The sequence below is a fragment of the Clostridium peptidivorans genome, assembly GCF_900205925.1.
Classification (GTDB): domain Bacteria; phylum Bacillota; class Clostridia; order Clostridiales; family Clostridiaceae; genus Clostridium_AK; species Clostridium_AK peptidivorans.
In genome coordinates this window covers 87,062-99,922 of sequence record NZ_OAOD01000005.1, presented here as the reverse complement: position 1 = coordinate 99,922, position 12,861 = coordinate 87,062, and the positions used below count along the sequence as shown (strand labels likewise).

Annotated in this window: 12 protein-coding genes, 1 tRNA gene, 1 riboswitch and 1 other annotated feature; of the genes, 7 read left to right on the top strand and 6 right to left on the bottom strand. The window is 30.0% G+C overall.

Going from position 1 to position 12,861, the window contains the following annotated elements:
* Positions 1 to 13 precede the first annotated feature (13 nt).
* A riboswitch (FMN riboswitch) is annotated at positions 14 to 127 on the top strand.
* A gap of 98 nt (positions 128 to 225) precedes the next feature.
* From CRN98_RS06245 to CRN98_RS06220, 6 genes are all read left to right on the top strand, one after another.
* Positions 226 to 840, top strand: a complete 615-nt coding sequence (locus CRN98_RS06245) for an ECF transporter S component (RefSeq protein WP_097026568.1) — start codon at positions 226 to 228, stop codon at positions 838 to 840.
* 113 nt (positions 841 to 953) lie between these two features.
* Positions 954 to 2,621 carry a hypothetical protein gene (locus CRN98_RS06240; RefSeq protein ID WP_097026567.1) on the top strand — a complete coding sequence of 556 codons (1,668 nt, stop codon included), beginning with the start codon at positions 954 to 956 and terminating at the stop codon, positions 2,619 to 2,621.
* A gap of 20 nt (positions 2,622 to 2,641) precedes the next feature.
* Entirely contained in the window at positions 2,642 to 2,908 is a 267-nt protein-coding gene (locus tag CRN98_RS06235; protein ID WP_097026566.1) for an EscU/YscU/HrcU family type III secretion system export apparatus switch protein, read from the top strand.
* A 4-nt stretch (positions 2,909 to 2,912) separates the two neighbouring features.
* Positions 2,913 to 3,599, top strand: a complete 687-nt coding sequence (locus CRN98_RS06230) for a metallophosphoesterase (RefSeq protein WP_097026565.1) — start codon at positions 2,913 to 2,915, stop codon at positions 3,597 to 3,599.
* A 74-nt stretch (positions 3,600 to 3,673) separates the two neighbouring features.
* Complete coding sequence (locus CRN98_RS06225) at positions 3,674 to 3,958, top strand: ArsR/SmtB family transcription factor (RefSeq protein WP_097026564.1); 285 nt, start codon at positions 3,674 to 3,676, stop codon at positions 3,956 to 3,958.
* 18 nt (positions 3,959 to 3,976) lie between these two features.
* Positions 3,977 to 6,487: an FAD-dependent oxidoreductase gene (locus CRN98_RS06220; RefSeq protein WP_097026563.1), complete on the top strand. Its 2,511-nt coding sequence runs from the start codon at positions 3,977 to 3,979 to the stop codon at positions 6,485 to 6,487.
* Positions 6,488 to 6,511: 24 nt separating this feature from the next.
* On the opposite strand, the gene CRN98_RS06215 is transcribed toward CRN98_RS06220, so the two are convergent.
* The gene (locus CRN98_RS06215) at positions 6,512 to 6,919 is read right to left on the bottom strand and encodes a DUF2225 domain-containing protein (RefSeq protein WP_179631979.1); all 408 of its coding nucleotides are present in this window, start codon (positions 6,917 to 6,919) and stop codon (positions 6,512 to 6,514) included.
* 131 nt (positions 6,920 to 7,050) lie between these two features.
* Here CRN98_RS06215 and yjbM point away from each other — a divergent pair, with 131 nt between their 5' ends.
* On the top strand, positions 7,051 to 7,839 hold the full coding sequence (yjbM, locus tag CRN98_RS06210) for a GTP diphosphokinase (RefSeq protein ID WP_097026561.1): 789 nt from the start codon (positions 7,051 to 7,053) through the stop codon (positions 7,837 to 7,839).
* Between the two features lie 37 nt (positions 7,840 to 7,876).
* Here the strand turns inward: yjbM and leuS are convergent, their stop codons facing one another.
* The 5 genes from leuS to CRN98_RS06185 form a co-directional block, all read right to left on the bottom strand.
* Complete coding sequence (gene leuS, locus CRN98_RS06205) at positions 7,877 to 10,312, bottom strand: leucine--tRNA ligase (RefSeq protein WP_097026560.1); 2,436 nt, start codon at positions 10,310 to 10,312, stop codon at positions 7,877 to 7,879.
* A 74-nt stretch (positions 10,313 to 10,386) separates the two neighbouring features.
* Positions 10,387 to 10,593: a binding site (T-box leader), on the bottom strand.
* Positions 10,594 to 10,687: 94 nt separating this feature from the next.
* Positions 10,688 to 10,763: transfer RNA gene (locus tag CRN98_RS06200), tRNA-Gln, on the bottom strand.
* Between the two features lie 77 nt (positions 10,764 to 10,840).
* Positions 10,841 to 11,350: a hypothetical protein gene (locus CRN98_RS06195; protein ID WP_423237088.1), complete on the bottom strand. Its 510-nt coding sequence runs from the start codon at positions 11,348 to 11,350 to the stop codon at positions 10,841 to 10,843.
* A 40-nt stretch (positions 11,351 to 11,390) separates the two neighbouring features.
* Positions 11,391 to 11,996, bottom strand: coding sequence for a J domain-containing protein (locus CRN98_RS06190; protein WP_097026558.1), 606 nt, complete (start codon positions 11,994 to 11,996; stop codon positions 11,391 to 11,393).
* A complete protein-coding gene (locus tag CRN98_RS06185) occupies positions 11,980 to 12,861 on the bottom strand; it encodes a DUF5685 family protein (protein ID WP_097026557.1) in 882 nt (293 codons plus the stop codon). The genes CRN98_RS06190 and CRN98_RS06185 overlap by 17 nt, the downstream gene beginning before the upstream one ends.

The window sequence follows — 12,861 nt, the reverse complement described above, 5'->3', positions numbered from 1 at the left end:
TAATAAAATTAATTTTTATCTTCAGGGCGGGGTGTGAGTCCCCACCGGCGGTAAAGCCCGCGAGCCGAAAGGCTGATTCGGTGTAATTCCGAAGCCGACAGTATAGTCTGGATGAAAGAAGGTATAATAGTTCATTGCTATTTTCGCCCTGACGTTATTTTATAATGTCAGGGCTTTTATTATGCCTAACCCAAAGAAGATATATAAAATTAGGAGGGTTAAAGTATGAGAGACTTTAGATTGAACAAACTTATTAAAATTTCCTTATTAAGTGTTATAGCATTTTTAATTCAATATATTGAATTACCATTACCGTTTTTTCCTGAGTTTTTAAAGATTGATGCAAGTGATATACCTGCACTATTAGGAGCCTTTGCATTAGGACCTGTTGAGGGCGTAATAATAGAATTATTTAAAAATATAATACATGGATTAATGGGAACAAAAACAGCTTTTGTAGGGGAACTAGCTAACTTCTTAGTAGGAGGAGCCATGGTTTTTGTAGCAGGCTATATGTATAAATACAATAAATCAAGAAGAACAGCAATATTAGCATTGCTAATAGGTAGTGTTTTTATGTCTATAGTTGCAGGAGTTCTTAATTATTATTTATTTTTACCACTTTATCAAAATGTACTTCATATTCCTATGGAAGCTTTTGTTAAAATGGGAAGTGCAGTTAATCCAGCTATAAAGGATTTAAAGACATTCATATTATGGTCTATAGTTCCATTTAATCTAATAAAAGGAGTTGTGGTATCAGCTATAACTCTTGGTATTTATAAGAGTGTGTCTCCACTAATTCATAGTGAGGCTAAAAAGGCAGCACGAAGCAATTAATTTAAAATGGTAGCAATCTAGTAAATGCTAGATGCTGCCATTTTATTTTTAATGTGATTTAGGTTTACTATAAATTAATCGATAATAGGATAAAAAAAGGAGGGGTAGGCTTTATGGCGGGAATTTTAAATATAAACAGTAATTACAATATAAACTCAAATAAAATTAAAGGGAAAATATCCTTTGAAATAGGACAGATTTTTGCTGCAAGAATAATATCTCTAGAAGAAACAGGACAAGACATTTTATTAAAACTTTTAGATGGATGGGAGTTTTCGGGTAAGCTTGAGAAGCCTTTGGAGTTTATCCCAGAAGAACTAATAAAATTTGAAGTTGAAGGTTTTGAAGATGGGAAAATTAAGCTTAAGATTGTAAGACAAGAAATTCAAGAGGAAATTATACAAGATACTTCTTTAGAGAATCTTTTGAAAAATGAAAATTTAAATATAAAAAAAGAAGACTACGGACTTTTGAGAGATATGATAAAACATAATATACCTCTTACAAAGGAAAATATAATAAATATTATATCCATAGAGAGTTTTAAGGAAAATGCGAATAGGGATGAAAATTATATTGATACATTTATAAATAAGTATTTATTAAATAAAAATATAAATCCTAGTTCGGCAGAAGGCAAAAATATAGTAGAAAACCTTAAGGTTTTTTTTAGCAAACTTAGAGAGTTAAACTCAAAAGAAATTATTACCTTTATGGAGAATAATATAAAACTAAGCTCTGAAAATATAGATAGTTTCAAGAGAATATTTAAGGAAGAAAGAACACCTATTTATAATATTATCAAAGAAAGTAATATATTTGAGGAAGGCAGTATATCTCAGCAAAGTAGTGTATCTAAAGAAAGCAGTATATCTAAAGAAAGCAATATATCTCAGCAAAGTAATGTATCTAAGGAAAGCAATGCATCTAAGGAACTTCTAAAGAATAGTATATTAAGCTTAAACAAAGATGACTTTAGTGATTCAGTATTGGAGGAGTTTAAAAGGTTATCTAAGGATTTACCAAATGATATAAAACAAGATATAAAGCCAAATCAAATAAATTTAAATAAAAATGGTAATGATAATACTAAATTAGATGATAGCTTGAATTTAAAAAAAGAAAATACAACGGAAGTTCAACTTGAAAATTTAATAACAGAGAAAAATGGAAATATAGAAGAAAAATTCAATAAGAATGAAAGTTTTAAGCATAAGGATATAGAAATACTATCTGAGAAGATAAAGCAAGATATAGATATTAAAACAGAAGAAATTAAAAATACTATAAATTCTCTTTTAAAAAATATTAAAGATGAAAATATATTATCAGATGGGAAAATATCTGCATTTTTAAAACAACATATAAATGATTTTAAAGTGTTTAATTCTGTATCTAATCAATATTATTACATGGATGTGCCTATAAATATGGATAATAGTAATTATGAATGTAAATTAATAATAAAGGATGAAAGAAAAAAAGGTAAAAAAATAGATAGTAAGAGTGTAAAAATAGCAGCATCGATTAATACTAAGAATATGGGAGAAGTGGATGCCTTTATAAGTGTAAATAATAGCAATATGGATATTAATATTAAATCTCAAAAAGAATTTATGAACTTACTAAAAAATAATACTAAAAGAATTTCAGACTCCTTGACAAATTTAAATTATAATATATGTATAACTGTAGATAAAAAGGAAGAGAAGTTTGATATAATAAATTGTAGAGATTTTTTTAATGATAATTTTTTAGGTAATGTAAATGCAAGAGCATAAATTACTTTGAGGTGAATGATATGGAAAAAAAGAGAAAGGCTGCTGCCTTAAGATATGAACAAAATTATGATGCACCTGTGGTAACGGCAGCGGGTATGGGATATGTTGCGGATAAAATATTAGAAAAGGCAAAGGATAATAATGTTCCTGTGGTTTACGATGAAGAACTTGCAAATTTACTTACTAATGTAGATGTAGGGGAATCTATTCCCTATGAGCTCTATGATGTAGTAGCTAAAGTAATAGCTTATGTAATGGATATAGATGGAACATTAGACGGAAGGTGAGATTATGGCATTATATGCAATATCAGATTTACATTTATCCTTTGAAGCAGATAAGCCAATGGGCATATTTGGAGAAAAGTGGATTAATCATGAAGAAAAGATTAAGAAAAATTGGTTAGATACGGTAAATGATAAAGATACAGTTTTAATTGCAGGGGATATATCCTGGTCTATGAAAATGGAAGATGGTAAAATAGACTTAGAGTGGATACATAATCTTCCAGGAAAGAAGATGCTTATCAAGGGGAATCATGATTATTGGTGGACTAGTATATCAAAGTTAAATAGCATGTATGAGGATATGAAATTTATACAAAATAATTACTTTTCTTATGAGGAGTATGCTATTTGTGGTACTAGAGGATGGATTTGTCCTGAGACTGATAAATTCACAGAACATGATAAAAAGGTGTATGATAGAGAGCTTATAAGACTTAAATTATCCTTAGATTCAGCTAAAAAAGGTGGATTTGATAAGTTTATAGTAATGATACATTATCCTCCAATAAGCAATAATTCAGTAGATCCAGGATTATTAGGAATATTTAAAGAGTATAATGTGGAAAAGGTAATATATGGCCATATCCATAATGCCAATAAAGAAAGTCATTTTCAGGGAAAGATAGATAAAGTAGAGTATATTTTAACTTCTTGTGATTATTTGAATTTTGAGCCAGTAAAAATTTTATGATTTTTACTGGCTAAGTTGTTGACAAATACATCGTAAAAACATAATATATAAATATAACGATAGGGGGTATAAAAATGAATAGCTATAACGAGGAATTATTTCAGGAGAAGGCAGAACTTTTAAAGGCTCTAGCCCACCCCATACGTCTTTGTATAGTAAAAGGGCTTTTGGAAAATGGTGGTTGTAATGTGACACATATGAAAAATTGTTTAAATGCACCTCAATCTACCATATCACAACATCTGCAAAAGTTAAAAAGTTTAGGAATAATAAAAGGTGAACGAAATGGACTTGAGATAAATTATACCGTGGCAAATCCTTTAGTTCGGGATTTAGTGAAAGTTTTATTTAAAGAATAATTTTTATGGAGGAGCTTTATGAGTAAGAAGGTTTTAATAGTTGGAGGAGTTGCAGGTGGAGCATCTGCAGCAGCAAGACTTAGAAGATTAGATGAAGAAGCAGAAATTATAATGTTTGAAAAGGGAGAATATATTTCCTTTGCAAATTGTGGACTTCCATATCATATTGGAGAAACTATAAAGGAAAGAGAAAAACTTATAGTTCAAACTCCAGAGGCTATGTCTGCAAGATTTAACATGGATATAAGGATAGAAAGTGAAGTTATAGAGGTAGATACAAAAAATAAAAAAATTAAGGTGAAAAGTAAAGATAAAGAGGAGTATGAAGAAACTTATGATAGCTTAATACTTTCACCAGGAGCAAAACCTTTAAAACCACCTATTGAAGGAATAGATAACGAAAGAATATTTACATTAAGAAATATTCCTGATACAGATAAGATAAAGAAATATGTAGATACCAATAGTATTAAAAATGCAGTGGTTATAGGTGGAGGATATATTGGAGTTGAGATGGCAGAAAATTTAACTCATAGAGGAGTTAGAACAGTGTTAGTTGAAGCAGCTCCACACATACTTTCGCCCTTTGACTCTGAAATGGTAGCTTATGCAGAAAGGGAGCTTCAAGAAAATGGTGTAGGACTAGTACTTGGAGATGGAGTAAAATCCTTTAAAAGAGATGGAGAAAGAACTTCAGTGGTACTTTCTAGTGGAAAGACATTAAAAGCTGATATGATAATACTTGCCATAGGAGTAAGTCCAGATACTGGCTTTTTAAAGAATAGTGGAATTGAATTAGGACCTAAAGGGCATGTAATAGTAAATGACAATATGCAAACAAATATTGAAAATGTGTATGCTGTGGGAGATGCTATAGAAATAGTAGATTTTATAAATAAAAATAAATCAGCAATAGCTCTTGCAGGACCTGCTAACAAGCAAGGAAGAATAGCAGCAGATAATGTTTCTGGAATAAAGTCAACTTTTAAGGGAACTCAAGGCACTGCAATTATAAAGGTGTTTGATTTAACTGCAGCAAGCACTGGAAACAATGAAAGAACACTACAAAAATATAATGTGCCATATAGAGCAATATATGTTCATCCACAATCTCATGCATCCTATTATCCAGGAGCTATACCAATGTCTATAAAGCTTATATTTAATGATGAGGGAAGAATACTTGGAGCTCAAGCCTGTGGATATAATGGAGTAGATAAGAGAATTGACGATATTGCTACAGCTATAAGGCTTAATGGAACTATATATGATTTGGCAGAGCTAGAACTTGCCTATGCGCCACCATATTCTTCAGCAAAGGATCCAGTAAATATGGCAGGTTTTGTAGCAGAAAATATACTTACAGGAAAAGTAGAAGTAGTATCACCTTTTGATGTGGATAGCAGGGATAAACAAAAAGTTACTTTAGTTGATGTATCTTCAACTATTGAATTTAATAGTGGTAATATGAAGGATTCTATAAATTTGCCTGTAGATATCATAAGAGAAAACTTAGATAAATTAGATAAAAATAAGGAAATATGGGTATATTGTAGAGTTGGACTTAGAGGATATATTGCAGCAAGAATACTAAAGGCTCATGGATTCAATGTAAAAAATATATCAGGTGGATATAAAACCTATGAAATGCTTAGATTTAAACCTGATAATGTAGATGAAAATAATTTTGAAAATAATACCCATATACACCAAGATAATATAAATAAGGATGTGGATAATGTGGATATGTCTCAAAATAAAGCAGTAAATTACCCACAGGAAAAAGCAGAAATAACTAAGGAAATAGATATATGCGGACTTAGTTGTCCTGGACCACTAATGCAGGTAAATGCAACTATAGGTGTCATGGAAGAAGGAGAAGTATTAAAAGCCAAGGCATCTGATCCAGGTTTCTATGTGGATATTAAATCTTGGTGTCAAAGAACAAATAATACACTTTTAGATGTTAAAAAGGATAAAGGAATAGTTACAGCAGTAATTAGAAAAGGTACTAATGAAAATGCAGTTAGTAGAGCAGAGAATATAACTATCCCATCTAAGGATAACAAGACTTTGGTTGTATTTAGTGGAGATTTAGATAAGGCTATTGCATCCTTTATAATAGCTAATGGAGCCGTTGCTATGGGTAAAAAGGTTACTATGTTCTTTACTTTCTGGGGACTAAATATACTAAGAAAGCATGAGAAAGTATCTGTAGCAAAGGGATTTATGGATAAGATGTTTGGAATGATGATGCCAAGAGGAAGTAGACGATTAAAACTTTCCAACATGAACATGATGGGCGTGGGTGCTAAAATGATAAGAAATGTTATGAAAAACAAAAATGTAAGTTCCTTAGAAGAGTTAATTCAGGCAGCTATAGATAGTGGAATAGAAATAGTAGCATGTCAAATGTCTATGGATGTTATGGGAATAAAACATGAGGAACTTATAGATGGTGTTAAGATAGGTGGAGTAGGATATTACTTAGGAGAAGCTGAAGATTCAAATGTAAATTTATTCATATAATAATTAGTGGGCATAAGATAGTATTTATCTTATGCCTTTAGCTTTTTTTAAAAAGTTTTGAAAAAAACTAATGTTTTTACCTTGGGATTCATAATTATTCACATCAAAGGAGGAGTCATTTTTTAATGATGCATATCCGCAATTATCACAAATCCATACATCATAAAAATACGGATTTATAATACCAAATCTCATAAAAAGATCAGAATCTTTTGAAGCAAACCTGTAGGAAGAAGATTTTACAGCCTTAACTTTAAGCACATTATTGCAAACAGGACAAGTTACTTCTTTTTCGTAGATATGGGATAATTTGTTGACTTCCTTTTTTTTATCCTCTACAATTGAATTATTATCATCTTTTTTATATATATTCATATTGTTTAAATTATCAAAACCTAAGTTATGTAAATCTGAAAAAATTTTATTGCTCATTTTAATCACCATTTAACCAAATATTTTTGTGGTACTTATATTATTATATCAAAAATATTTAGAAGTGGTTTGTGAATTTAAAATTTAGTGTAGTATAATTATAGAAGAATCAAAAGAAAGGTGGCGTTCATATGGCTATAAGGGAATGGAAAACTTTTTTAATACCTTATGAACAGGCTGTGGAAGAGCTAAAGATTAAATTTAGAAGTATAAGAACTGAATATAGAAGAAAAAATGAATATTCTCCCATAGAATTTGTAACAGGAAGAGTTAAAGAATTATCAAGTATTTTTGAAAAGGCAAATAAATTTGATATACCCTTAGACAAGATAGAGTATGAGATGGAGGATATATCGGGAATTAGAGTAATGTGCCAATTTGTAGATGATATAGAAAAGGTAGTAGGTCTCATACGTCAAAGAAGCGATATGAGAATCATGTATGAAAAGGATTATGTTACTAATGTAAAGGGCAGTGGATACAGAAGTTATCATGTTATTGTAAAATATCCCGTTAATATGGCAGATGGAACAAAGGATATTTTGGCAGAATTTCAAATAAGAACTTTAGCCATGAACTTTTGGGCCACTATTGAACATTCATTAAATTATAAGTATAAGCATGATATACCTAAGGAAATAAGAAATAAACTTAAGGTTGCAGCGGATGCAGCTTTTCAACTAGATCAAAGGATGCTTGAAATAAAGGATGAAATAAAGGATGCTCAGAAGATATTTGAAGTAAAATCTAACATAGTATCAGATATTATGGATAATATCCTAATGCTATCTTCGCTAGGTAAAACTTCAGAATCTACTAGATATCAAGTTCAACTAAATAAGCTTGTTGAAGAAGGAGAAGTATCTGAATTAAATAAATTATTAAATGCTACAGAAAAAACATTAGATATATATAAATAAAAATCCTGCTAAAATTTTAGCAGGATTTTTATTTGTATTATTTTACAACTATATTTACAAGTTTGCCCTTTATAACAATTACTTTGATTATGTTTTTTCCTTCTGTATTTTTTTGAATTTCATCGCAAGTAAGTGCAGCTTCTTTAATAGCATCTTCAGTTAAATTGGAAGGCACATTTATTCTTGCTTTGATTTTTCCATTTATTTGTATAGCTATTTCAATTTCATCTTTAATTAAAGCGTTAGGATCAAATTTAGGCCATGATTCGTTAAATACAGAGAAATTCATACTGAAAAGATTCCACTGCTCTTCTCCAAAGTGAGGAGCAAAGGATGATATAAGTCTTATAAAGTCAAGTATACATTCTTTTAAGAAAGAAGAATTCTTACTTTCTTCATTTAAATACTTAGATAAAGCATTTGTAAACTCCATAAGTCTTGCTATACAAGTATTAAACTGCATCTTTTCCACATCTTCTGTGATAGATTTAATAGTAGAGTGTCTTATAAAGTTTAATTCCTTTTCAGATTTATCCATGATATTTTTATCATTTATAGGATTATTAATATACTCTCTAGAAGCGGCTAGTATTCTTTCAACTCTGTCTACAAATCTTGCTATAGATTTAATTCCATCGTCACTCCATGCTCCACCTTCAGTATAGTCAAAGCCAAACATTAAGTACATTCTAAATACATCTGCACCAAATTCAGTTATATAATCATCAGGTGAAATTGTATTTCCCTTAGACTTACTCATCTTTTGTCCGTCAGGTCCAAGTATAAGACCTTGATGAGTTAATGATGTAAATGGTTCATCAAAGTTTAAATATCCCATATCTCTAAATGCCTTTGTGATAAATCTAGCATATAAAAGATGCATACAAGCATGTTCAGGGCCACCTACATATTTATCTACAGGTAGTATTTCATTAATTATTTCAGAATTAAAAGCTTCTTTGGTATTTTTGTTATCTGCATATCTTAAATAATACCAAGAAGAACATACAAATGTATCTAAAGTATCTGCTTCCCTTTTTGCATGACCACCGCATATTGGGCAACTAGTATTTATAAAGTCCTCTGACTTAGTGAGAGGAGATTTACCATCCGGTGCAAATTCAACATCATATGGAAGTGATACTGGAAGCTGGCTTTCAGGCACTGGTACAGTTCCACACTTATCGCAATATACTATTGGAATAGGTGCTCCCCAGTATCTCTGACGGGATATAAGCCAATCTCTTAATCTATAGTTGATTTTTTCTGCACCTAAATTAATATCTTCTAGTTTTTTAACAATGGCCTTTCTGCCTTCATCTGAATTCATGCCATTAAACTCTTCACTATTTATCATGCTTCCACATTCTGTATATGGAAGTTCTCCACCTTCAATAACTCTTTCGATAGGAAGATTATATTTAGATGCAAAGGCAAAATCTCTTTCATCATGAGCAGGAACAGCCATAACTGCACCAGTACCATAAGTGTTTAATACATAATCTCCAACCCAAATAGGAACTTTTCTTCCGTTGATAGGATTTATAGCATAAGCGCCAGTAAATACACCAGTTTTTTCTCTAGTTATAGATTGTCTTTCTATATCAGATTGCTTCTTTGTTTCGTCTTTGTATGCTTCTACCTGTTCTTTATATTCACTTGCAGTAAGTTTATCTACTAATTCATTTTCAGGAGCAAGAACTACATAAGTTACTCCGTATAATGTATCTGCTCTTGTGGTAAATACATTAAATTCTAAATCGGAGTTATCTACTTTAAATCTAACTTCAGCTCCTGTAGATTTTCCAATCCAATGTTTTTGCATGGATTTTGTTTTTTCAGGCCAATCCAAAGTATCAAGTTTTTCTAAAAGTTCTTCTGAGTAGTCTGTAATTTTTAAAAACCATTGAGTTAAGTCCTTCTTTGTAACTTCTGTACTACATCTTTCACAACTGCCGTCTATAACTTGCTCATTTGCAAGTACAGTATTACAGCTAGGGCACCAATTAACAGGGGCCTTTTTTCTATAAGCAAGACCTTTTTCATATAACTTTAAAAATACCCATTGAGTCCATTTATAATAATCTTCATTACAAGTTATAACTTCATTTTCCCAGTTAAACATTGCTCCCATTGCTTTCAATTGTTTTTCCATGGTTTCAATATTTTTCATAGTAGAATCATAAGGATGGATTCCTGTTTTTATAGCGAAGTTTTCTGCAGGAAGGCCAAAGGCATCAAAACCCATAGGTTGAAATACGTTATATCCTTGCATTTTCTTAACTCTTGCCCAAGAATCTACAGGTCCATAGTTAAACCAGTGTCCTGCATGAAGCTTACTTCCGGAAGGATAAGAAAACATTTCAAGAACGTAAAGCTTTTTTCCAGGATTATTTCTATCAAATTTATATAGTTTTGCTTCTTCCCACTTTTTTTGCCATTTTTCATCAATCTTTGTGCTGTAGTTAGCCATATATTATCGCTCCCTTTAAATTTATATTTTATATATTTATTACTTTTAAAAATAAAAAACCTTCGTCTCTTAATAAAAGAGACGAAGGTATAAACTCCGCGGTACCACTCTATTTAAAGCTAAATATTAGCTTTCTCTTAAAATTTTAACGGAATAACCGTATCTGTTTTTCTACAGATAAGCTCCCAAGGCGAGTTCATAATTCATTACTACTGTTTCGCACCACACAACAGCTCGCTAAAAGTAATAAAATTATTACTACTCCTGTTCAAAGCCTTTGAATATCAAATTTTATTAAATTTTATACTAATTAGGTTTTAATGTCAATACCCATAAAGCTATAAAAGAAGAACTCTTGATTAACAAGAGTTCTTATGGCTGCCCATGCTGGACTCGAACCAACAGGATGCCTGCTCCAGAGGCAGGTGCCTTACCATTTGGCTAATGGGCATTATATCTATTTTTTTGTCGACTATATTGTCGACATTTATTATTATATCAAATTATTAAGATGTGTCAACAGTTTTTTTAGAAGTTTTTCATAAGCTTAGTCCTAACATAATGTATTGTATAAGTTAAAACGTAGTCATAAAAATAGAAGGCTATTTCGAAAGCTATAATAAAAAGAGGAATAGGCAATTTAATTTTAGTCAAATCAATTTCTCCTAAAAATAAGAATTTGTATAAAAGATAACACAAAAATAAGCACAAATTAAAAAATAGATATTTTAAAAACCATTCTAATTTTGAATTTCTGATTCTTTCTATAAAAAACTTTACAATTCCATAGATTCCAAAGAAAATAATATATAAAATCACTTGTCCTCTAAGTCCTAATAATAAAAAACTTATAATTGAAGTAGCAATATACACAGTTATAGCATTTTGTAAACTTGTAGATATTAAAGCTACAGGAGTTAAGGAGGAGGCTATTCCTAAAATAAAAATCTTATTTATAGGTATTATAGTACTTAAATATATTAATAAAACACCTAGTGCTGTGAGTAGGCCTCCTTTTGATATATGAGAACTTTTCAAAGTCATCATCTCCTAATTTGAACTTGTTATAATATTTAAATTAACAACAGTTAATTAAATCTCCACCTAAACATTCGCAGCAGCAGTCAGCACAATAAAGCTTAAGACATAAGTCGCCCATACCATTATCATTCCTTCTAGTGGAATAATAAGGTTCTCTATAAGAGTTATTCATACTATTTATACGATTTAAAGCCTCTCTATATTCTGAATTTGAAGGGTCCATGTTACAAGCATTGCGAATATATTGATAAGAAGAATCATGCCAACCCTTTCTCAAATATACAAGTCCCATAAGATAATTCCATTCTGCATTTCTTACATTAATATTTTCTAGCTTTTGCTGAGCAGAATTAAAGTTGCCATTTTGTATATCCATTCTTATGCTATTATAATCACTATAATTATGGGAGTTAGAAGAATTATAACTATTATTAGAAGCACTATATGAACTACTTTGACCATTTTTCATAAGATGATCATAAGCTTCATTTAGTTCTCTCATTTTTTCTTCAGCTAAGTCCTTTAGAGGATTATTACCATATTGATCTGGATGATATTTTTTTGCCTGTTCTCTGTAAGCCTTTTTTATTTCTTCTTGAGAGGCTCCTTCCTTAATGCCTAATACTTCATAGGGATTTCTCATCTTCAAATACACTCCTTTTAAAAACTTTGTTAATTTTTTCAATCATTCCTAATTGTAATATATTATAAAGTAAATCATAGTTTCTTTTTATAGGCAACTTATCTAATAAGTAAGTACAAGTTCTTCCGCAGCTTAATAATGTAAATTCTATTCTATCTTCAATATTTACCTTAAAGTTTTCATAATTTAAATTATCGGTATTTAGCACTGAACTTATAGCATTAAACTTATTATTTTGCATATCTTTTTCTAAATCATCAAAGGCATCTATTATATAAATCCATTTACCTAAGTTATATCCAAATTCCTGCATAATTTCTTTAATATCTTCATCAGTTATAGTATAGGATAAAAGATATCCTGTAAGTTCCCCAAAGGGGTGGCTTAATGAATCCAATGTATGGTTTTTAAAATTTTTTTCTAAGTCATAAAGTTCTTGCAATTTATCTCTTGTAAAATCCGTAACTTCTTGATAATTATTAAAATATTTTTTTAAATAATATTTTAGCATAATAGAAGATAATTTGCTTTTAATACTTTTATCATCTTCTACATTATCTAACAGTTTAAAATAAAATAGCATAACATTACAATAAGCTGCATAATTTAATGAATTGTTTTCTGTTATAAATAGTTTCTTTTGTATGGGATGAACAATACAATGTTCTCTAGTACTTATTATATTATCTTCTTTTAAAGAATCCAATAAAATACCTAAAAAGGTCATATCATAATTTAAAGACATCCTTGGAATGTTTCCACAGTTTTTTTTAATAGCTTTACACAATCCGCAATAATAAGCTTTAAATTTTTCAAAATCTTTTATTTTAAGTTCCATTTTACAAGGAGTAACATAACCAAACAT